Origin of the sequence: Scopulibacillus daqui (assembly GCF_016908855.1) — a bacterium.
In the GTDB taxonomy this organism is placed as follows: domain Bacteria; phylum Bacillota; class Bacilli; order Bacillales; family Sporolactobacillaceae; genus Scopulibacillus_A; species Scopulibacillus_A daqui.
In genome coordinates this window covers 1-22,970 of sequence record NZ_JAFBER010000008.1, presented here as the reverse complement: position 1 = coordinate 22,970, position 22,970 = coordinate 1, and the positions used below count along the sequence as shown (strand labels likewise).

At 41.2% G+C, this 22,970-nt stretch carries 27 protein-coding genes; 26 read left to right on the top strand and 1 reads right to left on the bottom strand.

Features of this window, described 5'->3' with window-relative positions:
* Positions 1-2 precede the first annotated feature (2 nt).
* Positions 3-866 (top strand): peptide chain release factor N(5)-glutamine methyltransferase, encoded by an 864-nt coding sequence (prmC, locus tag JOD45_RS07720; RefSeq protein WP_205003396.1) that lies wholly within the window; start codon positions 3-5, stop codon positions 864-866.
* A 41-nt stretch (positions 867-907) separates the two neighbouring features.
* Here the strand turns inward: prmC and JOD45_RS07715 are convergent, their stop codons facing one another.
* Positions 908-1,051 carry a hypothetical protein gene (locus JOD45_RS07715; RefSeq protein WP_205003405.1) on the bottom strand — a complete coding sequence of 48 codons (144 nt, stop codon included), beginning with the start codon at positions 1,049-1,051 and terminating at the stop codon, positions 908-910.
* 37 nt (positions 1,052-1,088) lie between these two features.
* On the opposite strand from JOD45_RS07715, the gene spoIIR reads away from it, so the two are divergent.
* The 25 genes from spoIIR to JOD45_RS07590 all read left to right on the top strand — a co-directional run bounded on the left by spoIIR (position 1,089) and on the right by JOD45_RS07590 (position 22,450).
* Positions 1,089-1,736, top strand: a complete 648-nt coding sequence (spoIIR, locus tag JOD45_RS07710; protein ID WP_239549144.1) for a stage II sporulation protein R — start codon at positions 1,089-1,091, stop codon at positions 1,734-1,736.
* A gap of 102 nt (positions 1,737-1,838) precedes the next feature.
* Positions 1,839-2,282 (top strand): GNAT family N-acetyltransferase, encoded by a 444-nt coding sequence (locus tag JOD45_RS07705; protein WP_205003313.1) that lies wholly within the window; start codon positions 1,839-1,841, stop codon positions 2,280-2,282.
* An 80-nt stretch (positions 2,283-2,362) separates the two neighbouring features.
* Positions 2,363-3,406 (top strand): L-threonylcarbamoyladenylate synthase, encoded by a 1,044-nt coding sequence (locus tag JOD45_RS07700; protein WP_205003312.1) that lies wholly within the window; start codon positions 2,363-2,365, stop codon positions 3,404-3,406.
* A gap of 121 nt (positions 3,407-3,527) precedes the next feature.
* Positions 3,528-4,106 (top strand): manganese efflux pump MntP, encoded by a 579-nt coding sequence (locus JOD45_RS07695; protein WP_205003311.1) that lies wholly within the window; start codon positions 3,528-3,530, stop codon positions 4,104-4,106.
* A gap of 200 nt (positions 4,107-4,306) precedes the next feature.
* On the top strand, positions 4,307-4,927 hold the full coding sequence (locus tag JOD45_RS07690; RefSeq protein ID WP_205003310.1) for an arsenate reductase/protein-tyrosine-phosphatase family protein: 621 nt from the start codon (positions 4,307-4,309) through the stop codon (positions 4,925-4,927).
* Between the two features lie 19 nt (positions 4,928-4,946).
* Positions 4,947-5,519: a TIGR01440 family protein gene (locus JOD45_RS07685; RefSeq protein WP_205003309.1), complete on the top strand. Its 573-nt coding sequence runs from the start codon at positions 4,947-4,949 to the stop codon at positions 5,517-5,519.
* A gap of 101 nt (positions 5,520-5,620) precedes the next feature.
* Positions 5,621-6,862: a serine hydroxymethyltransferase gene (locus JOD45_RS07680; protein WP_205003394.1), complete on the top strand. Its 1,242-nt coding sequence runs from the start codon at positions 5,621-5,623 to the stop codon at positions 6,860-6,862.
* 108 nt (positions 6,863-6,970) lie between these two features.
* Positions 6,971-7,600, top strand: a complete 630-nt coding sequence (upp, locus tag JOD45_RS07675) for a uracil phosphoribosyltransferase (RefSeq protein ID WP_205003308.1) — start codon at positions 6,971-6,973, stop codon at positions 7,598-7,600.
* 649 nt (positions 7,601-8,249) lie between these two features.
* Positions 8,250-8,483, top strand: a complete 234-nt coding sequence (locus tag JOD45_RS07670) for an AtpZ/AtpI family protein (protein WP_205003307.1) — start codon at positions 8,250-8,252, stop codon at positions 8,481-8,483.
* Positions 8,464-8,853, top strand: a complete 390-nt coding sequence (locus tag JOD45_RS07665; protein ID WP_205003306.1) for an ATP synthase subunit I — start codon at positions 8,464-8,466, stop codon at positions 8,851-8,853. Before JOD45_RS07670 ends, JOD45_RS07665 begins: the two co-directional genes overlap by 20 nt.
* 59 nt (positions 8,854-8,912) lie before the next feature.
* Positions 8,913-9,656, top strand: a complete 744-nt coding sequence (gene atpB / locus JOD45_RS07660; protein WP_205003305.1) for a F0F1 ATP synthase subunit A — start codon at positions 8,913-8,915, stop codon at positions 9,654-9,656.
* 45 nt (positions 9,657-9,701) lie between these two features.
* On the top strand, positions 9,702-9,926 hold the full coding sequence (gene atpE, locus JOD45_RS07655; RefSeq protein ID WP_205003304.1) for a F0F1 ATP synthase subunit C: 225 nt from the start codon (positions 9,702-9,704) through the stop codon (positions 9,924-9,926).
* Positions 9,927-10,059: 133 nt separating this feature from the next.
* A complete protein-coding gene (gene atpF, locus JOD45_RS07650) occupies positions 10,060-10,548 on the top strand; it encodes a F0F1 ATP synthase subunit B (protein ID WP_338056047.1) in 489 nt (162 codons plus the stop codon).
* Positions 10,545-11,084: a F0F1 ATP synthase subunit delta gene (locus JOD45_RS07645; protein ID WP_205003303.1), complete on the top strand. Its 540-nt coding sequence runs from the start codon at positions 10,545-10,547 to the stop codon at positions 11,082-11,084. The genes atpF and JOD45_RS07645 overlap by 4 nt, the downstream gene beginning before the upstream one ends.
* Positions 11,085-11,095: 11 nt before the next feature.
* A complete protein-coding gene (atpA, locus tag JOD45_RS07640) occupies positions 11,096-12,607 on the top strand; it encodes a F0F1 ATP synthase subunit alpha (protein ID WP_205003302.1) in 1,512 nt (503 codons plus the stop codon).
* Positions 12,608-12,649: 42 nt separating this feature from the next.
* The gene (atpG, locus tag JOD45_RS07635; RefSeq protein ID WP_205003301.1) at positions 12,650-13,510 is read left to right on the top strand and encodes an ATP synthase F1 subunit gamma; all 861 of its coding nucleotides are present in this window, start codon (positions 12,650-12,652) and stop codon (positions 13,508-13,510) included.
* 33 nt (positions 13,511-13,543) lie between these two features.
* Positions 13,544-14,971 (top strand): F0F1 ATP synthase subunit beta, encoded by a 1,428-nt coding sequence (gene atpD, locus JOD45_RS07630; protein WP_205003300.1) that lies wholly within the window; start codon positions 13,544-13,546, stop codon positions 14,969-14,971.
* A gap of 164 nt (positions 14,972-15,135) precedes the next feature.
* Positions 15,136-15,540, top strand: a complete 405-nt coding sequence (locus JOD45_RS07625) for a F0F1 ATP synthase subunit epsilon (protein WP_205003299.1) — start codon at positions 15,136-15,138, stop codon at positions 15,538-15,540.
* A 296-nt stretch (positions 15,541-15,836) separates the two neighbouring features.
* Positions 15,837-16,073 (top strand): DUF1146 family protein, encoded by a 237-nt coding sequence (locus JOD45_RS07620; RefSeq protein WP_205003298.1) that lies wholly within the window; start codon positions 15,837-15,839, stop codon positions 16,071-16,073.
* A gap of 124 nt (positions 16,074-16,197) precedes the next feature.
* The gene (locus tag JOD45_RS07615) at positions 16,198-16,953 is read left to right on the top strand and encodes a YwmB family TATA-box binding protein (protein WP_338056051.1); all 756 of its coding nucleotides are present in this window, start codon (positions 16,198-16,200) and stop codon (positions 16,951-16,953) included.
* A gap of 92 nt (positions 16,954-17,045) precedes the next feature.
* Positions 17,046-18,371, top strand: a complete 1,326-nt coding sequence (gene murA / locus JOD45_RS07610; protein ID WP_205003296.1) for a UDP-N-acetylglucosamine 1-carboxyvinyltransferase — start codon at positions 17,046-17,048, stop codon at positions 18,369-18,371.
* 219 nt (positions 18,372-18,590) lie between these two features.
* Complete coding sequence (gene spoIID, locus JOD45_RS07605; protein ID WP_205003295.1) at positions 18,591-19,634, top strand: stage II sporulation protein D; 1,044 nt, start codon at positions 18,591-18,593, stop codon at positions 19,632-19,634.
* Between the two features lie 228 nt (positions 19,635-19,862).
* Positions 19,863-20,747: a stage II sporulation protein SpoIIQ gene (locus tag JOD45_RS07600; protein ID WP_205003294.1), complete on the top strand. Its 885-nt coding sequence runs from the start codon at positions 19,863-19,865 to the stop codon at positions 20,745-20,747.
* A gap of 207 nt (positions 20,748-20,954) precedes the next feature.
* Positions 20,955-21,662 (top strand): hypothetical protein, encoded by a 708-nt coding sequence (locus tag JOD45_RS07595; RefSeq protein ID WP_205003293.1) that lies wholly within the window; start codon positions 20,955-20,957, stop codon positions 21,660-21,662.
* Between the two features lie 125 nt (positions 21,663-21,787).
* Positions 21,788-22,450 carry a hypothetical protein gene (locus JOD45_RS07590; RefSeq protein WP_205003292.1) on the top strand — a complete coding sequence of 221 codons (663 nt, stop codon included), beginning with the start codon at positions 21,788-21,790 and terminating at the stop codon, positions 22,448-22,450.
* Positions 22,451-22,970: the final 520 nt, after the last annotated feature.

Below are 22,970 nucleotides of genomic sequence, written 5' to 3'. Positions count from 1 at the left end.
CAATGAAGATATATGAAGCCCTTAATTGGGCTTCTTCTTTTTTAAAAGAACACAATAGAGACGAAAATGCGGGAGAATATTTGCTTTGCCGCCGGTTAGGAATAAGCCGAACCGAGTTATTAATAAATATAAGGGAATCTTTATCGCTTGAAGATCAACAATGGTATGAGAAGAAAATCCATGAGCATGCTGCCGGCATTCCTGTCCAATATATCATTGGTTCTGAATGGTTTTACGGACGGGAGTTTAAAGTGACGCCGGATGTCTTGATACCTCGGCCGGAAACGGAAGAGCTTGTTCAAGGTGTCTTGAAAATGGCAGACACCGAGTTTCCTAAAGGAAAAACATTAAAAGTATGTGATATCGGAACCGGAAGCGGGGCGATTGCTGTCTCGCTCGCGCTGGAAAATCCCAATTTGGATGTTTATGCAGTTGATATCTCTCAAAAGGCATTATTTGTTGCGAAAGAAAATGCAGCAAAGCTTGGCGCTAACGTTAATTTTGAACAAGGCAGTTTTCTTGAGCCGTTTTTAGGGAAACAAACCTTTGATATTATTGTTTCAAACCCCCCGTATATTGCCGATGAAGAGCTTGTCGGGCTGGACAGCCTTGTTAAAGACTATGAGCCTGTTCTGGCATTGTCGGGAGGCGCTGACGGTCTCGATTGTTACCGGAAAATTATTCGGCAAATTCCGCAGGCGGTATCATCCAAACTGATTCTTGCTTTTGAAATAGGCGCTGAACAGGGAAAAGTGTTATCGGAAATGGCGGCGTCAGCCTTTGGCAGCCAGCTTCGCTCAATAACTGTTCAGAAGGATATTAATGGGAAGGATAGAATGGTTTTCGCGGTTATAGAGAAGGGTTAAAGGCATGGGAGCCGCTGCTGGTTATTGAATAACATTATCCTTTATGTCTGGCAAATGCCGAGAAGCGGCAATGTGCTTTCTGCAAAGTCTATTCGAAGAAGTATAGCCAGCTTCTCGTTCAGCTCGAACCCTATTCGAGAAGTGTCGCTTGTTGTTGAACGTTTTGATGTTTGTTTTGTGATCATCCCGTCAACACTATGTTGTGAAAGGGGCGGGATGGTTATGAAACATCGTTTAGCACTTATCATTACTTTTTCTCTTATTCTATTTATTATGTTTATGCAGTTTGAGCAAAATCTATCAAAAGCAAATGAATCAGTCAGAATTCCTGATAAAGCTATTCGTCTTAGAATATTAGCGAACAGCAACAGTGCCAATGATCAAGCGGTTAAGCGTCAAATTCGCGATGCTGTTAATGCGAATATTAACGGTTGGGTCAAAAACTTGAAATCATTTGATCAAGCGAAGCACGTGATCCGTTCGCATATGGATGATATCAATACAACGGTGCAGCATCAATTGGACGACATGCACTTGCATGAAAATTTCACAGTAAAACTTGGTCCGGCTAAGTTTCCGACGAAAATGTACGGCGGTTATGTCTATCCGGCCGGTACTTATGACGCATTGGTTATTACTCTTGGAAAAGGGGAAGGCGCCAATTGGTGGTGCGTGTTATTTCCTCCGCTTTGCTTTCTGGATTTTAGCCATGGCGATGCAGTGAAGCCGGATCATCAAGGTAATCATCTTTCAAAAACAGCAGACTCTCATTTGCAAGATCAAAAAAACAACAAAGATGTTAAAGTGAAGTTCTTTATTGTCGATTGGATTGAAAGTCTTGTCCAGGCGGTCAAAGGCATGTTTTCATAAGATAGATTTTTTAACGCCTTTTTTAAATAAATAAGTCTATTTCCTCCTTATCTATCATATATATTTAATAGAATGTTCATTGATAGATTAGGAGGACTTAATATGGATACGGTTGTTTATATTGCAAAGGCTGAAGACAGGGAAAAGGTTAAGAAGTTTACGGAAAAAGCAGGTGTCAGCCTGCCGGAATCAACTGACAATATTCAGTTTTTATTGTTAATGGATAAGTCGAATGCACTCATTGGCGTCATTGGCATTGACTTAATAAATCGCGAAGCGGTCTTGCGTTCGTTAGTGATCGATGGAAGCAAATGTAAGACTGACGATATCATTTACTTTCTAAATACAGCTTTAGCTTATGCTACCAAGAAGAAAGCCACAAAGGTTTATTTTGCAACACCGGTGGGTTCTGCTTTGTTTGCGCCGTTAGGTTTTGAAGAGGTCGCTTTTTCCAATTTGCCTGAATATCTTCAAAGGGATTGGGAGCAAACTTATACAAATTATCAACAACGAATGATGTTTTTATTTAAAGAGTTATGCACATAATCAATGTGTTTATCCACAGATGTGTGAATAAGTCCACTGGCGATTGTGGGTAAACAGCAGTAAATAAAGGGGTTTTAGCAATGACAGCAACAAAGCAATGGCATGTTAATAAAAATGTGGATAACCTAAGCGGCTGTCCACAAATCCAAGAAGCTGCTGCATGCCTAAAAGGCAATGAAGTGGTGGCATTCCCTACGGAAACAGTCTATGGTCTGGGAGGGAACGCCCTCTCTGATGAAGCTATAGAAAAAATTTATAGAGCGAAAGGAAGACCAAGCGATAATCCGTTAATCGTTCATGTCGCCTCTTTGGAACAGCTGCACCAAATTTGTGACAGCATTCCTGATTCAGCTCAAAAACTGATTGATGCTTTTTGGCCCGGTCCGCTGACAATTGTTTTGCCTAAAACAGGCGCGCTGTCAAAGAGAGTCACAGCCGGTTTGTCAACGGTTGCCGTAAGAATGCCGGAACATCCTGTTGCTCACGCCATTATAAAAGCGGCAAACCTGCCGATTGCGGCACCGTCAGCCAACAGTTCGGGCCGGCCAAGCCCGACGCTTGCTTCTCACGTTTTAGATGACTTAAATGGAAAAATCGCCGGCGTCGTTGACGGCGGCGCCAGTGGCGTAGGGGTTGAATCTACAGTTGTGGATTGCACGGTTGAACCGGTTGCCATTCTTCGGCCGGGCGGTGTTACCCGTGAACAATTAGAAGCAGTTGTAGGTAAAGTAACGACTGATCCGGCCCTGAGCCAGCCTGATAAGCCTCCTAAGTCGCCTGGGATGAAATATCAGCATTATGCACCGGAAGCGCCGGTTTATCTAGTGGCGGGCGGCAAGGAAAAAATTCAGGAATTGGCGAAACTTGCTCAATCGAATCATAAGCGGGTCGGCGTGTTAACAACCGAAGAAAATAAATGTGAATACCCAATGGCCGCAGCCGTTATCGCCTGTGGAAAGCGCGCTGATCTTGCAAGCGTGGCCCATTGCCTTTATGACAGCTTAAGAGCATTTGATGAAACGCATGTTGATATAATACTCAGCGAAACATTTCCAATGAAAGGCATAGGTGCAGCGATTATGAACCGTTTATCTAAAGCGGCAGGGGGAAGAACAATAGAATAAAAATAGAACTTATCAACAATTCACAGGGTCAGACCCTGTTAGCCCCGGTTATTCACAGCTTGTTCTAATTCGCTTCGGACATGCATATTTTTTTGGTAGCGGCATGTTAAGGAGGCGGATTATGATAACGGGATGTTTAATCGGAGAAATCATTACACTGTTTTTAATGGCAACTGCCCTCGGCATGGATGCTTTTTCTATCGGCATGGGGATGGGCATGCTTGAGTTAAGGCTTAAACAAATGATGAAGATAGGGATTGTTATTGGGGTCTTCCATGTCGTAATGCCGCTTTTAGGCATGTTGGTCGGCTTTTTTCTTTCGCATCATTTCGGCAGCATAGCCGCGATGATCGGCGGCGTTCTTTTGCTTTTGCTGGGCGCGCAAATGATGCTGGCGTCACTGACGAATAAGGAAGATAAACCGCTCGTTCAGCCGATAGGTTTTGGCCTCTTCATCTTTGCTGTCAGCGCCAGCCTCGACAGCTTTTCTGTCGGCCTAAGCTTAGGAATTTTCGGTGCCCGCGTGTTATTAACGATTTTTATGTTCGGATTTATGAGTATGATTTTGACGTGGCTAGGCTTAATGATAGGACAAAAAGCCCAGCGGTTTCTCGGCAGATACAGTGAAGCGTTTGGGGGATTTATTTTATTTACTTTTGGATTAAAGATATTATTACATGCTTGGCATTTTATAATATAATAATGGACAAAGGCGCCTGTGCAGGGCGTTTTTCTTATACACTATGAAGGCTGCAACATGAAATAAAGCCTCTTTTGCAGTTTTGAATGGGCTTCTCAGAATTCTGCTGCTGAGGGAGAGCGCCATTAATCAGGCTGCTTCTCTGATGCTTGGCAAGCAAGCTTTCTTTATATTCATGGACATTTAAAAGGAGTGTTAGTGTGAAAAATATCCTGTTCGTCTGTACCGGCAATACATGCAGGAGCCCGATGGCAGAAGCTATACTGAAACATAAGGGGAAGGATATCTTTAATGTAAAATCAGCGGGAGTCTTTGCGAACAATGGCAGCCCCGCACACCCGCATGCCGTTCAAGTCTTAAAAGACAGGGATATTTCAGTTGACCACCGATCCCAGGCCCTCGATAAGTCGTTAATTGATTGGGCTGATTTAATATTAACAATGACTGAGAACCATAAGCAGTTATTATGCGGGCAATATCCTGAATCTATAGACAAAACCTATACATTAAAGGAATTTATTTTACTAGGGAAAGATGAAGAAGAGCAATGGAAACAAATAAAAAAGAAAACGGCTGATCTTTTGGAAAAACAATCGAAACTTATGAATAAAAAAGGTGATGTTAAGCCAAATAAAGACCAAGCTGAAAGGGAAAAAAAATTACGGGAAAGTATTGAAAAGGATATGGAGATAGTGCGAGAATTAGAAGCGAAGTTTCCTAATCTGGATATTAACGATCCTTTTGGAGGGTCTGTTGAGGATTACGAACAAGCTTGCAGGGAAATTGAAGATTTAATTGAAAAACTTGTGAAAAACTTCTAGTCAGAAAGGGCGAATCCAATTGGCGGACGAAATCCAAGATATCCAACAACGACTTGAAAAAGTACTGGACGACTTGAACAGAGCCATGCCTCTGAATCATGAACATTTATTAGTTGTTGGAGCAAGCACAAGTGAAGTAATTGGTGAGCATATCGGGACATCAGGAACTGTTGACGTGGCTCGTGCCATATATAAAGCATTGGTTAAATTCCAAGAAAAAACAGGCGTGCAGTACGCTTTTCAATGCTGCGAGCATTTAAATCGGGCGCTGGTCGTTGAGCGAAGCGTTGCTAAAGAAAGGCATTTAGATTTAGTAACGGTCGTACCCGTTCGGTCAGCGGGAGGTTCAATGGCTGCTTATGCTTATAATAATTTAAAGGATCCCGTTGTTGTTGAATCTGTTAAGGCGGATTGCGGCATCGATATAGGGGATACATTTATCGGCATGCATTTAAAAGAGGTCGCGGTTCCTGTCAGAAGTACGATTCGAGAAATTGGCCATGCCCATGTCACAATGGCGAGAACGCGTCCGAAACTGATAGGCGGGGAGCGCGCTGTCTATCCGGAAAAAGAGAAAATCAATCATTTTTAGAACTTTTAATTATTTAAAAAACTGTTAATAAATCGGCTATTTTTATAGAATGAGTTGTGTTAATATAATGGGTGACAAGATTCGTGAAAGGGGCCGTTGCAATGGAAGCCATTAAAGAGCAAGATTCGAAGGTTTACGAAGCGATTCAGCAAGAATTAAATCGTCAGCGAGACAAAATTGAACTTATTGCATCTGAAAATTTTGTAAGTGAAGCAGTCATGGAAGCTGCTGGTTCTGTTTTAACGAATAAATATGCAGAAGGTTATCCCGGCCGCCGCTACTACGGCGGTTGTGAACATGTTGATATTGTAGAGGATTTGGCAAGAGAACGTGCAAAGGAATTATTCCAAGCAGAACATGTTAACGTGCAGCCCCATTCTGGTGCACAAGCCAATATGGCTGTTTACTATACCATTCTTGAACATGGTGATACGGTTTTAGGAATGAATTTATCCCATGGCGGTCACCTGACACACGGAAGCCCTGTGAATTTTAGCGGTAAACAGTACAATTTTGTTGAATACGGCGTTGATAAAGAAACGCATCGCATCGATTACGCTGATGTTCTTCGAAAAGCCAAAGAACATCAACCAAAGCTTATTGTCGCTGGAGCCAGCGCATATCCTCGGGAAATTGATTTCAAACGTTTCCGCGAGATTGCGGATGAAGTGGGCGCCTATTTAATGGTTGATATGGCCCATATCGCTGGTCTTGTAGCTGCCGGCTATCATCAAAATCCAGTACCGTATTCGCATTTTGTAACAACAACAACTCATAAAACTTTACGCGGCCCGCGCGGCGGCATGATTCTTTGCAAAGAAGAATTCGCGAAGCAAATAGACAAGGCTGTATTTCCAGGACTGCAAGGCGGCCCGCTCATGCATATTATTGCTGCAAAAGCTGTTGCATTAGGTGAAGCGCTTAAGCCTTCATTTAAAGAATATACTGATCAAATTATCAAAAACGCTCAAGCATTTGGCCGAAAATTACAAGAAGAAGGACTCGAACTTGTTTCAGGCGGCACTGACAATCACCTTGTCCTTCTAGATGTCCGCAACTTAAATATGACAGGCAAAGACGCTGAGAAGGTGCTTGACGCTATTGGTATTACAACCAACAAAAATACCATTCCGTTTGACCCGGAAAAACCATTTGTCACCAGCGGCGTGAGAATGGGAACTGCGGCTGTAACATCCCGCGGCTTTAAAGAAGAGGATATGGAGGAAATTGCCTCAATTATTGCCTTTACACTAAAGAACCGCGAAGACGATAAAGCTTTAAGTGAATCAAAAGAGCGCGTGCTCGCTTTGACGAAGAAGCATCCTTTATATAAAAATCTATAAGTGATATCCGAAAAGGAGGTCTAAAAAGGCCTCCTTTTAAAAATGAAGTTGAATCCTTATCTTGTTTTGTGTAAAATTTGTCGAGAGAGAATTGTAGAGGAGGATTTGATGGGACAAGTAAATGTTTTAGATCATCCATTAATTCAACATAAACTGACGCATATTCGTGATTATCGGACCGGGACGAAAGCCTTTCGTGAACTTGTCGATGAAGTTGCAACATTAATGGCTTTTGAAATTACCCGTCATTTGCCGCTTGAAGAAATTGAAATAGAGACGCCTGTTTGTAAGGCCAAAGCTTATCAATTAGCAGGCAAGAAACTGGGTATTATTCCAATCTTGCGTGCCGGTCTTGGCATGGTAGACGGCATGCTTAACCTTATTCCTGCTGCAAAAGTCGGCCATGTCGGCTTATATCGGGATCCTGAAACATTGAAGCCCGTCGAATACTACTGCAAACTGCCATCAGATATCCAAGAAAGAGAGTTAATCGTTGTTGACCCAATGCTGGCAACAGGCGGCTCCGCTTCCGCTGCATTAACGCTTCTGAAGGAAAAAGGTGCGGTTAATATGAAACTGATGTGCCTGATCGCTGCCCCGGAAGGCGTTGAACAAGTTAAAAAAGATCACCCTGATATTGACATATATCTGGGCGCGCTGGACGAAAAGTTAAACGAACACGGTTATATTGTTCCTGGCCTGGGTGATGCAGGGGACCGCTTATTTGGGACAAAATAAGGTTCAGGACTAAATAAACCGGATCTTTTTGAGAATTCTATCAGAGGATTATTCAGGAATGAAGAAAGTAATGTTTCCGCGGTTTTTGAACGCTATTTAAGGACAAGCGGCTGCTTTTTTATGCATTGCTTGTCTTTTATTTAGCGGCTTGTTTGACGTTCACATTTCCGTCGCATTTACCAAAAATAAACGCTATGAAAAATAATAAATTTCATTAATAATATAAAAGTGGAGGTTTAATTGTGACAAACCTGGGAACCTTATGAAACTTTTTTGAACAGATTCTTTTATAGTGTTGACAACAAGATAGCGCTTTCGATACGATTAACTAGGGTTAGGAAAATTTGAAAACAGCTTAAATTTTACCTTTAAAAAGCCCTATAAAGCGAAGAAATATTTCGTGAGTTTTTAAGCTTTTGCGGGTTAACGCTATATGAGCTGACTGTGTTTACGAATGCATACAATATACGAATAACTCGATGAAAAAGATTTATTAGTGTGTGTTTAAAGTATGTTGTAATGTCGCATTTGTCTCTATATTCTGCATTCGCTTCTAAATTGCGCGCTTTTCGAAACTTACCTCACTCACCATCCTTAAAGTAAAGTTACCTTAAGCGTTTAGATGCTAACTTAAGGGAAGGGGTGTCTTGTGAATAAGAAATCAAAAGACCCTTGGCGCATGGTCGGTCTGACAGGAATGCTTGGATTTGAAATTTTCGCCTTTATTTACGGCGGAATTTGGTTAGGCCGTTTTCTAGATGCTCATTATGGTACAGCCCCAATTTGCGTCGCCGTCGGCAGCATCGGCGGCATGATTATCGGCATTGCAAGCGCAATATTCACTTTAATTCATTTTATAAAGGATGAGCAAGGTGACAAATGAATTGATTCGATCTTGCCGAATAACGATTATCCTTTCAAGCTGTATTCTGATTTTCTTAATTTTCCTATGGTTTTTAATTCCAGCCAAATCTATCATTGCCGGCTTTATCATTGGCGGATTAATCAGTTTTTATAATGTGTTCCACATGGCATATCGCGTCATGCTCGCTGGCAAACTGGCAGCTTCAGGATCTCAGAAGCTCGTGGGACTCAAGACATTAAGCCGAATAGCGGTAGTTATATTTGGCATTATATTGGCGTGCCGTTTTCCTGAATGGATCGACTACCGGTCTCTTCTATTGGGATTGCCGCTGGGTCTCATAGTCATGATCGTCTCTGCGGGTTTCTACTATATAAAAAAATCCACTTAATAGTGCGTGTTTTAAACACTATTTAATTAATCTTTTATTATATGAAGGGAGGGATGTTCATGGAACTGACTCCGAAGATAAAGTTCCTTGGGATGACGTTTGATGTAACGGTAATGATTGGCACTGTTGTTACAGCAATTATCGTACTATTGATTGTGTTTTTGTTATCCCGCGGCAGGAGCATGAAGCCGCGCGGCGCACAAAACGTCATGGAGTATGTGATTGAATTTATACGGGGCATTACGAATATGATGCTGGAAGCTAAGAAAGCGGAAAAATACCTTAGCTTTGCGATAACCACTTTCCTTTTCGTATTAATTGCGAACATGCTGGGTGTTATCGTGATGGTAAATTCTGAAGTGCATGGTGCAATCCCTTCGCTTGGCATTACTGAAAAGGCACTAAAAACAAGCCATGAAATCAGTTGGTTTAAATCGCCGACATCTGATATTAATGTTACTGTGGCGATGGCGTTTGCCATTGCATTATATGCCCATTTCTCAGGATTATTCAAAAGTCCGAAGCGGTATTTTGCCCATTATTTCCAACCGTACGCCTTGATGTTCCCGCTGCATCTGATTGATGAATGCGCAAAGCCGGTTACGCATGCTGCGCGGTTGTGGGCAAATATCTTTGCAGGTGAAGTGCTCATTCTGATCCTGCGTGAAGGTATTCCATATTTAACAGCCGTACCAATGTTCCTATGGATAGGCTTTTCGGTCTTTGTCGGCTGTATACAGGCCTATATATTTACTGTTTTAGCTATGGTATACATCTCGCAAAAAGTAGCAGATGAACATTAATCCATTGATTGACTTTATTTATTAATAACAGGGAGGAATTTTCACATGAGTTTAGCAGTTATTGCTGGTGGTATTATGATCGCATTTGGTGCCCTTGCGGCAGGTATTGGTAATGGTATTCTATTTAGTCGTTATCTTGAAGGAATCGCTCGTCAGCCAGAAGCACAAGGCAAGCTTTTCGGACAAGCCATGATCACGCTTGGTCTTGTTGAGGCGCTGCCGATTATTTCAATCGCCTTCGGTATTCTAGTACTCTTTGGTGTTATATAAGATAATTAATTCAGCAGGGGGAGAATCTTGCCCCCGCTTTCTTTGTACACCGGGACGCTGATTCAAATCGTTATGTGTCCATAGGATTCCCGGGCTAGTTGAACAACCAACTTAATTGAAGGGAGTGGCAAGCGTGCTTGATTTCCATTTTGGAACAATGTTGTTTCAATTGATTGTCTTTTTAATCTTAATGATTATCATAGGAAAATTTGCTGTTCGTCCAATGATGGGCGTTATGAAACAAAGGCAAGATTATATAGATAATGAAATCTCTGCTGCAGAAGCGAATCGAGCAGAAGCAGAAGCGTTACTAGCAAAGCAAAAAGAAGAGCTTAACCGCGTGCGCGAAGAAGCAAAGGATATTATTGAACGCGCTAAACGCCAGTCAGAAAATGAAGGGCAGAAAATTATCGAAGACGCAAGAGCTCAATCTGAACGCATGATCGAACAAGCAAAAGAAGAAATTGAAAGCGAACGAGAAAAGGCTATTGCATCGATTCGCGATGAGGTGGCTGAGCTCTCTGTCATGCTTGCTTCTAAAGTGCTTGAAAAAGAAGTGGACGCGAAATCACACGATAAAGAGATTAATCAATTCTTAAAACAGGTAGGGGATCGTCTATGAGCGAAGCCGTGGCGGAACGCTACGCTCGCGCCTTATTCGAGGTTGCAAAGGAACGCGAGACGGTCGATGCTGTTGAAGAGCAATGTCAATTAGTAGGAACGACGATTAATCAACATCGTGAATTAAAAAGTGTCCTTTCACATCCACAAATCGATTCTAAAGATAAGAAAGCCATTATAGAGCAAGTTTTTAAGAAAGAAGTTAACGAAGAAGTCGTTAATCTATTAAAAGTGTTGATTGATCATCATCGCGAAGGCATCTTCAATGACGTTGTAGATGAATTTACAGCGATGGCCAATCAACATAGAGGAATTGTTGAAGTCGTTGTTACGACAGCGACACCTCTCAAAGAAAAAGAAAAAGAGAAATTGGCTGAGACTTTGGGCCAAACTTTAAATAAAAAATTAAGAATTAAGACCAAAGTAGACCCAGATGTTATCGGTGGGCTTTTGGTTCGTATTGGAAATCGCCTGTATGACGGAACAATGGCCGGTAAACTGGCTAGATTCAAACAGGAACTTAAAGTAGCTAGATAGGGGTGAATGTTTTGGGCATTAAAGCGGAAGAAATTAGCTCGTTAATTAAGCAACAGATTGAAGATTATCAATCTAAAGTTCAAGTAAGCGATGTTGGCACCGTTATTCAAGTCGGTGACGGTATCGCCCGCGTTCATGGTCTTGATAACTGCATGGCCGGCGAACTTGTAGAATTCGCTAACGGTGTCATGGGAATCGCTCAAAACCTTGAGGAAAGCAATGTAGGTATCATTATTTTAGGACCATATAAAGATATCCACGAAGGTGATGAAGTTAAAAGGACAGGCCGCATTATGGAAGTTCCTGTCGGTGAAGAACTTCTTGGCCGTGTGGTTAACCCGCTTGGTCAGCCTATTGACGGGAAAGGGCCGATTAATACAACAAAGACGCGTCCGATTGAAAGTCCGGCACCGGGCGTTATGGACCGTAAGTCCGTTCATGAACCTTTGCAAACAGGGTTAAAAGCTATCGATGCATTAATTCCGATTGGCCGCGGACAACGTGAGCTGATTATTGGTGACAGACAAACAGGTAAGACGTCGCTTGCTATTGACACGATTATTAATCAAAAAGATCAAGATGTTATTAGCGTATATGTAGCGATTGGACAAAAGGAATCAACAGTAGCGGGTGTTGTAGAAACGCTTAGGGCTCATGGCGTGCTTGAAAAGACAATTGTCGTTTCAGCGAGCGCTTCTGAACCGGCTCCGCTTTTATATCTCGCGCCATATGCCGGGGTATCAATGGGCGAGGAATTTATGTATAACGGCAAACACGTGTTAATCATCTATGATGATTTATCGAAACAAGCGGCCGCTTACCGTGAATTATCCTTGCTGCTTCGCCGTCCGCCGGGTCGTGAAGCTTATCCAGGGGATGTTTTCTATCTTCATTCAAGACTTTTGGAACGCGCTGCAAAGCTTAGTGATGCGAAAGGCGGCGGTTCTTTAACAGCACTTCCTATTATCGAAACCCAAGCAGGGGATATTTCAGCTTATATCCCAACGAACGTTATTTCAATCACTGACGGACAAATATTCCTAGAATCAGACTTGTTCTATTCAGGCGTTCGTCCGGCGGTTAATGCAGGTCTTTCCGTATCGCGTGTCGGCGGTGATGCGCAAATCAAAGCGATGAAAAAAGTTTCAGGCACTTTGAAACTTGACCTTGCTTCTTTCCGTGAACTAGAAGCATTCGCTCAATTTGGTTCTGACTTGGATAAAGCAACATTGGCGAAGCTGGAACGCGGTCAAAGAACGGTAGAGATTTTGAAGCAAGATCTTCATAACCCGTATCCGGTAGAAAAGCAAGTAGCTATTCTTTATGCGCTGTCACGCGGATTCTTAGATGACATTCCATTAGAAGATGTACAGCGCTTTGAAGCGGAATACCTTGCTTATATGGATGAAAATCATCAAGACTTGCTGAAACACATTAAAGAAACAGGTCAGCTGCCTAACGAAGATGATTTCAAAGAAGCCATTAATGCATTTAAGAAAACATTTGTTGCATCGGATAAATAATGCGTTGATGACCCCAATGCAGTCTAAAGGTGGTGAATCGAAGTGCCCTCAATGCGTGATATAAAGTCGCGGATCACTTCAACAAAGAAAACCCGTAAAATCACTAAAGCCATGGAAATGGTTTCTGCAGCTAAATTAAATCGCGCTCAAGAAAATGCGAGATCATATACCGAGTATACGGATAAATTACAAGATGTCGTAGCCGGGATAGCAGCTGGGGGCGGGGGAGCCGTCAAGCATCCAATGCTTGATTCCCGCCCTGTTAAGAAAACGGGTTATCTTGTCATTACAGCTGATCGCGGATTAGCAGGCGCCTACAACAACAATGTGCTGAAATATGTGCAAGAATTGATATCAGAACGCCATAAATCAAGTGAAGAGTATACAATCATTGTTGTCGGGAAAATGGGATTAAAGCATTTTAACAAACGTCATATGCCTGTAGCGGCAAGTGTCGTTGGTTTGCCTGACCAGCCGTCTTATGATGACGTAAAGGCGCTAGCGAAAAAGGCTGTCGATCTGTTTGCGTCTGAAGAAATTGATGAGCTTTACATGATTTACAATCACTTTATCAGTGCAATTACACAACAATTGACAGATGTTAAGTTATTGCCTTTAACAGATCTTGATACATCAGGCCAAAAGCTAAATTACGAGTATGAGCCGTCAGCTGAAGAAGTCTTAGAAAATTTGCTGCCGTTGTATGCTGAAGGGCTCATTTACGGTGCGCTTCTTGATGCAAAAGCGGCAGAACATGCTGCCCGAATGACAGCCATGAAGAATTCGACTGACAATGCTAATGAATTGATTTCTCAATTAGAACTATCTTATAACCGTGCACGTCAAGCGGCGATTACACAAGAAATCAGTGAGATCGTCGGCGGTGCAGCGGCGCTTGATTAATGTGATTAATCAGTGATGACAGGAGGGAATACGATGAATAAGGGTGTCGTAACTCAGGTAACTGGGCCGGTTGTAGACGTCAAGTTTGAACGCGGTCATCTCCCTGAACTAAACAACGCACTTAAAATTAACTATAAAGCCCAATCATCCAGTGAAGTAGATATTAAGTTAACGCTTGAAGTTGCCCTTCACCTTGGAAATGATACAGTACGTACCATTGCAATGGCGTCAACTGACGGTGTTGTACGCGGTATGGAAGTTGAAGATACCGGCGCACCGATTTCAGTGCCTGTCGGTGAGGCAACGCTCGGACGTGTGTTTAACGTATTAGGTGAACCGATTGATTTAAAAGAAGATGTGTCTAGCGATGTACGCAGAGATTCAATTCACCGCGAGGCGCCTTCTTTTGATGAATTAACGACAAAAACAGAGGTGCTTGAAACAGGCATTAAAGTTATCGACCTGCTTGCACCTTACGTTAAAGGCGGTAAGATCGGTCTGTTTGGCGGCGCCGGTGTTGGTAAAACCGTCTTAATCCAAGAACTTATTAATAATATTGCACAAGAGCACGGCGGTATTTCCGTATTTGCTGGCGTCGGCGAACGGACACGTGAAGGTAACGACCTTTATCACGAAATGAGTGATTCAGGCGTTATTAGCAAAACAGCAATGGTTTTCGGCCAAATGAACGAACCGCCTGGCGCACGGATGCGTGTTGCGCTTACAGGTCTTACAATGGCTGAATACTTCCGTGATGAAGAAGGTCAAGACGTGCTGCTCTTTATCGACAACATTTTCCGTTTTACTCAAGCGGGTTCAGAAGTATCAGCGCTTCTCGGGCGCATGCCTTCTGCCGTAGGTTATCAGCCAACGCTTGCAACGGAAATGGGTCAGCTTCAAGAAAGAATTACATCTACAAAGAAAGGTTCTGTTACATCTATTCAAGCGATTTATGTGCCTGCGGACGACTACACGGATCCCGCGCCGGCAACAACATTCGCACACTTGGATGCTACAACGAACCTTGAACGAAGCTTGACTGAGATGGGTATCTATCCAGCGGTTGACCCGTTAGCATCAACATCACGTGCTTTGGCGCCTGAAATTGTTGGCGAAGAGCACTATAGTGTTGCCCGTCAAGTTCAAGAAACGCTTCAAAGATATAAAGAACTTCAAGATATTATCGCTATCTTGGGTATGGATGAATTGTCTGACGAAGATAAACTGATTGTTAACCGTGCACGCCGAATCCAATTCTTCTTATCACAAAACTTCCACGTGGCGGAACAATTTACAGGACAACCAGGTTCTTATGTACCATTAAAAGAAACGATCAAAGGCTTCAAAGAAATTCTAGAAGGCAAATATGATGATCTTCCTGAGGATGCTTTCCGTCTTGTAGGCCGTATTGAAGAAGTAGTAGAAAAAGCAAAAGAAATGGAAAAGGCTGTTCAAGGTTAATAATAGGGGCGTTCAAATTGAACATCCTTTAAAGCATTGACCCAAGGAGACGAGCCCAGTTTCCCGAACTGCCGTAAGCGCATCGGGAAGAAGGCGGTTCGTCTATGAATATGCTATGGGGCAGGAGCACTTTACTTCTGTTTTAACCAGGAGGGCTTAATCAAATGAACACCATCCAAACAGATATTGTTACACCTGACGGCAAAGTGTTCGAAGGGGAAGTTCACATGGTCTGTGCAAGAGCAACAACCGGTGAGATTGGCATATTGCCAAACCATATGCCGCTTGTTGCACCGCTTGAAATCAGTACAGTACGCTTAAAAAGCTATGGTGAAACGGTATATGTAGCGGTCAGCGGCGGCTTTATCGAAGTTCGTCCTGATCATGTGACCATTTTGGCTGAAGCCGCAGAATTGAAAAAGAATATTGATGTAGAACGTGCCAAGCAGGCTAAGGAGAAGGCGGAAAGCCGTCTGTCTCAGCTTGAAAAAGGCACTAAAGAGTATGAAGAAGCATTGCAAAGTTTAAAGCGTGCGGAAAATCGCTTGAACACTGCTGGTCAAAAATAAATCACGTAAAAAACCGTAAGCAAAAAAGCTTGCGGTTTTTTACTTTTCTCGGGACAATAATCCCTAACACTTGGGAACCTTTTGGTGATATGATAATACCAGTCAATACGAAAAAAGACTGTTGATAAAATTCATTAAACCGGTCAAATGAAAAAATTGTCACAAATTTGTTAGTTATTTTTGTAAAAACTTATCTTACTCATTCGAAAGAATGAAAAAAATATGTTAACATAATAAGGTAAAATAATGTTTGTTTTTGGGGATAGGGAATAACCTGAAAGGTGGGTTGCAAATTATTGTTTAATTTTGGTGTCCAATCTGCTTTGCATTTAATTGTTCATATCATCGCATTAATTGCCGTATGGTGGGCAATCCAATGCGTGAAACTGGACCTGTTTGTACATAACCCAAGAGGTCCTAAGGCAAGACTTCTGCTTATATTTATAACCATTGCCATCAGTTATCTTGTGGCAGAATTCTTCTTAGACTACTTTGGCTGGTCTCTTAATCTTCCGCAAATATACAATCGCTAAAAAGATGTTGGAAGGGAATTTTTGGACATCAAAGTGTCGTTTCATGCACTTTTTTGACTAGAAGTTTCACGTATGTCCTGCCTCTCCCTGGCTAGACTAAAAAACAGGAGAGGGGTTGGCCGATGTGAAAAAGTCTAATATCACAGCTTTACTTTTTATCATTATTTTTTTCTTTGGTGCTTATTCTCACAGCACAGCTCAATCAAGAAACTATCAAGCGTCTTTTAAGCAGCTTGAAGATATGGTTGATGCAGTTAAAGAGCAGAAGGCGGAAGTATCTCATTGGTCTTTATACGCAAGAGAAATATCTTATCCATTCAAGCGCCCGGAGGATTTTTATGAACAGGCTGGCCATTTTAAGGAGAGCTTGCCTGAGTATAAATGGCAGTCTATAACAAAAGAACAAGGGACTTATCAACTGACAGGTTATCGCATCATCCCGAATACGAAAGCCAAAGAAAGTGTTTCTTTCTTTGCTTACCCCCAAAATAACCAATACAAAACGTATATAATATACGAAGTTCAGGGCAATGAGTGGAACCGGAAAAGCTGGCGATTCAATTCCAGAGAAATCGCAACCAAATTGTCAAAAATTTTTAATGGAAAAGAGACAATATTCTCTTGTGTTAATGGCAAATACAGTGGTAAAATGAAAGCTGGTTTATTAAAAAGAACTGAACAAGTTTTGGCCCATTTTTCGGCTGAAAAAGTTGAACAAGATAATGAAAAAACGTTTGTATCAGTTTCTGCATATAATAGATATTGGAAGGACTCGATCGAAACAAATCAGCGAAAAATGAATCTTCAGGTGGCGTTGAGAACTGTTGGGAATGCCTCTACGATTACTATAGGCACACCAATTATCACGTCTGAATATTAATAAATAAAAAAGATTAGGCGAGAACGAACCATAACTCCTATCATTCAAGATAAGCAAATGGAGTTACGAAATTGGACGCGGAGGGGAATATGTTGGAGAATATCATTGTTCGTGGCGGGAAGCGCCTATCAGGCACTGTAAAAGTTGAAGGCGCAAAAAACGCTGTGCTTCCCGTAATTGCTGCATCAATATTAGCACATAAGGGCACAAGTACAATATATAATGTTCCTGCACTTGCGGATGTTTATACGATTAAAGAAGTACTTAAACATTTAAATGCGGATGTTTCTTATGAAAATAATACAATCACTGTTAATGCCCAAGGTGACTTATTGACCGAGGCACCTTTTGAATATGTTCGTAAAATGAGAGCTTCTTCATTGGTGATGGGACCGCTTTTGGCCCGCGTTGGCCACGCAAGAATTGCTATGCCTGGCGGTTGTGCCATTGGTTCTAGACCAATAGATCAGCACATTAAAGGCTTTGAAGCAATGGGTGCAAAGGTTAACTTTGGCAATGGTTTTATAGAAGCTAGTGTAAATGGCCGTTTAAAAGGTGCAAACATTTATCTTGACTTTCCGAGTGTAGGGGCTACCGAAAATCTCATGATGGCAGCTGTTCTTGCTGAAGGAGAAACAGTACTTGAAAATTGTGCTCGTGAACCGGAAATTGAAGATCTGGCCAATTATTTAAATGCAATGGGTGCAAAAGTGACAGGCGCCGGAGACAGCACGATCCGCATTACCGGCGTAAAGGCATTAAAAGGCGTTGAACATAGCATTATTCCGGATCGTATTGAAGCGGGCACATTTATGATTGCTGCTGCTATTACTGGAGGCAATGTCCTAGTTGAAGGGGCTCGTGCAGCGGATTTACGTCCTTTAATTGCTAAGCTTGAAGAAATGGGCGTTATTATTAATGAAGAATTGAATGGCATTCGCGTTAATGGACCGGATATTCTAAAACCAGCTGATATCAAAACAATGCCTCATCCAGGATTTCCGACTGACTTACAGTCGCAAATGATGGCATTGCTTCTAAAAGCAAAAGGATCGTCAGTCATTACCGAGACTGTCTTTGAAAATCGTTTTATGCATGTTGAGGAATTCCGGCGCATGAATGCGGACATCAAAATCGAAGGAAGATCGGCTATCATTAATGGACCGTGCCAATTACAGGGCGCAGAAGTGTCTGCAACAGATCTTCGTGCCGGAGCTGCCCTGGTTATTGCCGGATTGATTGCAGACGGTGTGACGAGAGTTAATGAATTGAAACACATTGACCGCGGTTATGTTGATTTTGCAGGCAAGCTGCAAAGGTTAGGCGCTGACATTAAGAGAATCGAAGCTGAAGAAAAACTTACAAAAGAACCTGTCAATAATCTTCCTAAGTTGAATATGAAACCTAAATTTGCATAAGGTAAAACAAGGAGCCGTTACAAAGCGGCTCTTTTTTATATGTTAAGTCTTTTAGGTTAAATGACTCCCCACAACCATTTTATGATACATATCGCATTTTAGACCATAAATGATCGCCCATTCATTAAAATGTCAATATTGGTCAGGTATGTTCTAAAGGCTTGTCCTCTGCCATAGGCTAGTACCATATTCATCTAATGATATTGGGGAGGGCAATGCATGAAACGACCTATCATCATCTTAGCTGTACTAGTCACCGTTGTACTGATCATACCATCACTGATTGTATTTCCATTTGAACACCATGCAGATTCGGCAGATCCAAAGAAAAAAACTCACAAGCCCGGCGGAATAGACATGTCCTATAAAACGGCCCCAACGTCGCCTAAAATGAAAGAAGACCCGGCTGTTACTGTCTCTGTCTACAGGTCAAGCGAGAATAAAGTTGAAAGTCTGCCGCTCCATGACTATCTGGTTGGGGTTGTAAGCTCTGAGATGCCGGCCGACTTTGATATTGAAGCGCTTAAAGCACAGGCGCTAACCGCACGAACTTATATTGTCGGCCATCTTCTGGCGAAAGACAGCATTCATTTGCCAAAAGGAGCTGAGGTTACGGATACAACAATGGATCAAGCTTTCGAAGACAGATCCGATCTGAAAAGGTTATGGGGACCTGATTACGATAGGAAAATCAAAAAAATAGATAAGGCAGTCAGCGATACCGCTGGGCAAATTTTAACTTATGACGGGAAACCAATTACAGCTTCTTTTTTCTCAACAAGCAACGGCTATACCGAGAATGCTGAGGACTATTGGAACCGCCCTTATCCTTATTTAAAAAGCGTGCCAAGCCCGTGGGACAAAAACTCACCGAAATATAAGACAAAAACAACGATAACGGTAGGGGCGCTGGAATCTGAATTAAATGTTGCAATCCCTAATCAAAACGGAAAAGTGGGGCAAGTGCTGCAGATTACCCCTGGACATCGTGTTGGAAAGATAAAAATCGGCAATAAAATATTTACTGGAAGACAAGTCAGAGAAAAGCTGAAATTGAATTCAAGTGATTTTACGATGGTAAGGGACGGAGACAGCATAAACGTTGAAACAAAAGGTTACGGCCATGGGGTTGGGATGAGCCAATACGGCGCCAATGGCATGGCAAAGGAAGGGAAAAGCTATAAAGATATTGTTGCTTATTATTATAGAGGTGTAAAAATTTCGAGTATGGAACCCTTTATGAAAGAGATAACTTCAAGATAAGCATTTAATAGGAAAACGGCGGTGCCAAGGAGGAATAGCCCTTGGTCGCCATTTTTCGTATGGAGCGCTATTTCTGCTTATTGATTTAAGGTGCAGTAAGGAATGTTTTAAAGTAAACAGAAAGATATTTAAAAATAATAGAGTTGTCGAAAAATATTTAACACTTTTTTGCCTGTCTATGTATATATCACACCGAATCTGATCAGAATGGTTCGTGAGGTGATAAACATGACGGATAAAAAAGATCCGAAAAATTTGCGTGAAGAAGCTGCAAAATGGCGTTTGCGCAAGTTAACTAGAAAACGTTGGTTTCTTCCAGCTGTCTATCTTGGTGTTGCTGCTTTAATTTTGACCGGTGCTTTAGTATTTCAAAAGGATGGTATGCATCATCAATCCGGGGAGAAACATCAGGCTAACAATATAGCAATCAACAAAAAAGATAAAAACGCTGTACCGGTTAATAGTATGAAAGAAAACTTTAAATGGCCTGTAGAAGACAGAAATGCTGTTAATGTCGTTCAACCATTCTATGATCCAAAAGCTTCAGAAGAAGAGCAAGCAGCCGCCCTAGTAAATTATAATCATTCCTATACGCAAAATACCGGAATAGATATTGCAGCCAAAGGTAATAAATCTTTTGCGGTAACGGCAGCAATGAGCGGGAAAGTTGTAAAAGCGGAAAAAGATAATTTGCTGGGAAATGTTGTAGAACTTCAGCACAAAAACGGCGTTACAACAGTTTATGAAAGCTTAGCTTCAATGTCTGTTAAACCTGGAGAAACCGTTTCTCAAGGTGAGGAAATTGGCAAGGCCGGTCAATGCGAGTTTAATAAAGACGCTGGCGTACACGTCCATTTCGAAATCAGAAAAGATGGCGTCGCTGTTAATCCGGAAAAATACTTTTCAAAAGGATTATCAAGTCTGGATAATGTCAATAAAACAAACAGCAGCATACCAAGAAAAGAAATGCCTAAGAAACCAGAAGGCAAAGATAACAATGAAAATGTTACACCGAATAAAGACAACAATATGAAAAATCCAAATGAAAGCAAAAAAGGATCAACTGATCAAAGTTCAGATAACAGTGATGTATCTTCGTCTAATGCTGGATAAGAAGACACACAACACAAACGGTTTATCCTTTATCTCATTCTAGTCGCCATAAGGCGGCTTTTTTTTTACTTTTCCCATGTTTATATATTCCATGCATGATTTAATATTCCTTCTTTTATGCTTTAAAAAAATGGCATGATGTTTTATTTAGGAACAGGCTGGCAATAATATTTTTTATAAAAAGGAAGAAGGGGCGGAATCTATTAGATGAAAAGATTAACTCAACATCTTATATTAATTATGGGTTTCTTTCTTATGACAACAACAGCCTTAACCGCTTGCTCAAATGGCAATAAAGGGAACAACACGGCTAATCATGTCGATAATAACGGCTACCGCAAGCAGAACGCCGGCTATAACACAATATATAACAACACAGCCCGAAATCAAAATGGGAGTCAAGTTGATTTGAGGAATTACTCCAAGGATCCTGATATAAATACAGGAAGCGAAGATTTTGATGTAATCGGAAAGTATGTTAAAGAGAACAGCAGCGTCATTGTATTAAATATTGACGGCCGCAACATATATATTAAAAAGGCACCTGGATTTAGAAAGGACTTAAAAGGTTTTAAAGGCGGACTGAAAGACAGGGAAGTTGACGTAGAAGTGACTCATAATAACCAGCTTGCCAAGTCGCTTGAACCAGCGCCTATGACTTTGGCCGATCAGGACGGTGTCTATGAACACAAAACCGGCGGTGATGTTAAGGTTATTGGAAAACTTATAGCTATTGATAAGACTCACGTCAGCATCCAAGTGCCGAATGGAATAAAGACTTATGCCAAAACGTCAGACTTTAAAGTACATACTGACGGAAGAGGCGTCCATTTAAAAGGTAAAATGGTCCGGATTAAAGTGAATAAAAAAGGCAAAGTGAAAGAACTTAAATATAATTGGATTGACCAAAGATAATATGGAGCCGCCTCCGGCTCCTTTTTTATGCTTATTTTGGATCATTCATGATTTTTTTAGAAATTAGCGGGAATACTACTTTTGAAAATGAACTGAGCTATATATTAAAGGAGTGGAAACATTTCATGAAGAAAATGCGTAAACAACTCTTATTGGTTGTCAGTGTTTGTCTAATGCTCACTTTAGTTTTAGTTGGCTGTAACACAGCGAACAAGCAGAATAACAAAGATAATGCGCCAACTAAACAAACCGCCAAAGACCAAAATGGCAAAACAGTGGATTTGCGGAAGTATTCTAAGGCTGATGATAAAAATAAGAAAAACGCCGATTTTAATATTACTGGAAAGTACATTAAAGATGACAGTAAGGAAGTTGAGCTCAATATTAACGGCGATGATGTCCACGTTAAAAAAGCCGCCGATTTTAAAAAGAACCTTAAAGGATTTAAAGGTAATTTAAAAGACAAAAAAGTTGATGTCGAAGTCACTCATGATAAGCAGCAGGCCAAATCACTTGAACCAACACCTATGACTTTAGCTGACAAGAACGGCATTTATGAACGTAAAAACGATGGGTCTTACAGTGTCATCGGCAAATTGCTGACCAGTGATAAAACCCACATCAGTGTTCAAGTGCCAAGCGGCAAGAAAACTTATACTAAGACCTCAGACTTTAAGCAAGATACTAACGGACACAAAGTTAACTTAACCGATAAGCAGGTTAGACTTGATATTGATAAAGACGGCAAAGTAAAAGAACTTAAATACGATTGGGTCGACCAAGAATAGAGTATATAGGAGCCATTAATTACAATGGCTCCTATATATTAAGGTTTATGAGGGTAACCCAAGCGCTTTGCATGTATATATTTGATAAAGATATAATCTAATCTTAGTAAAAAATAATTGTTGACTTTATATACTTTAGGTGATAAGATAATAAATGTCGCTATAAAGCGGCTTTAAAAATTAACTTAAAACCAATTAATAATAACAAAAAAGTTATTGACACTAACTTACTAAAATGTTATTATTAATAACGCCGCTTCAAAAGAAGCAAAACAAAAGCGAAAGACAACAAAAAAGTTGTTGACAAGACATTCGCAACTTGATATAATGAAAAAGTCGCTGTCAAACGGCAAAGACTTAAAAATAACGATTGTTCTTTGAAAACTAAACAAAAGCCAAGCGTGATTGAAAGGGCAACTTTCAAAAACAGCTAAGGATCATAACGATTAAAAGTTTAACTGTTTCACAGTTTTTATAAAGGATGTTCAACATCCATACTTTATTGAGAGTTTGATCCTGG

Excerpts from the sequence above, each read along its gene's own strand:
- atpB (WP_205003305.1), top strand. The coding sequence starts at position 8,913 with ATGGAACTGACTCCGAAGATAAAGTTCCTTGGGATGACGTTTGATGTA.
- JOD45_RS07680 (WP_205003394.1), top strand. The coding sequence starts at position 5,621 with ATGGAAGCCATTAAAGAGCAAGATTCGAAGGTTTACGAAGCGATTCAG.
- JOD45_RS07665 (WP_205003306.1), top strand. The coding sequence starts at position 8,464 with ATGAGCAAGGTGACAAATGAATTGATTCGATCTTGCCGAATAACGATT.
- JOD45_RS07600 (WP_205003294.1), top strand. The coding sequence starts at position 19,863 with ATGACGGATAAAAAAGATCCGAAAAATTTGCGTGAAGAAGCTGCAAAA.
- spoIID (WP_205003295.1), top strand. The coding sequence starts at position 18,591 with ATGAAACGACCTATCATCATCTTAGCTGTACTAGTCACCGTTGTACTG.
- JOD45_RS07595 (WP_205003293.1), top strand. The coding sequence starts at position 20,955 with ATGAAAAGATTAACTCAACATCTTATATTAATTATGGGTTTCTTTCTT.
- atpD (WP_205003300.1), top strand. The coding sequence starts at position 13,544 with ATGAATAAGGGTGTCGTAACTCAGGTAACTGGGCCGGTTGTAGACGTC.
- prmC (WP_205003396.1), top strand. The coding sequence starts at position 3 with ATGAAGATATATGAAGCCCTTAATTGGGCTTCTTCTTTTTTAAAAGAA.
- JOD45_RS07705 (WP_205003313.1), top strand. The coding sequence starts at position 1,839 with ATGGATACGGTTGTTTATATTGCAAAGGCTGAAGACAGGGAAAAGGTT.
- JOD45_RS07645 (WP_205003303.1), top strand. The coding sequence starts at position 10,545 with ATGAGCGAAGCCGTGGCGGAACGCTACGCTCGCGCCTTATTCGAGGTT.
- atpE (WP_205003304.1), top strand. The coding sequence starts at position 9,702 with ATGAGTTTAGCAGTTATTGCTGGTGGTATTATGATCGCATTTGGTGCC.
- spoIIR (WP_239549144.1), top strand. The coding sequence starts at position 1,089 with ATGAAACATCGTTTAGCACTTATCATTACTTTTTCTCTTATTCTATTT.
- JOD45_RS07715 (WP_205003405.1), bottom strand. The coding sequence starts at position 1,051 with ATGATCACAAAACAAACATCAAAACGTTCAACAACAAGCGACACTTCT.
- JOD45_RS07590 (WP_205003292.1), top strand. The coding sequence starts at position 21,788 with ATGAAGAAAATGCGTAAACAACTCTTATTGGTTGTCAGTGTTTGTCTA.
- JOD45_RS07695 (WP_205003311.1), top strand. The coding sequence starts at position 3,528 with ATGATAACGGGATGTTTAATCGGAGAAATCATTACACTGTTTTTAATG.
- JOD45_RS07700 (WP_205003312.1), top strand. The coding sequence starts at position 2,363 with ATGACAGCAACAAAGCAATGGCATGTTAATAAAAATGTGGATAACCTA.
- upp (WP_205003308.1), top strand. The coding sequence starts at position 6,971 with ATGGGACAAGTAAATGTTTTAGATCATCCATTAATTCAACATAAACTG.
- JOD45_RS07625 (WP_205003299.1), top strand. The coding sequence starts at position 15,136 with ATGAACACCATCCAAACAGATATTGTTACACCTGACGGCAAAGTGTTC.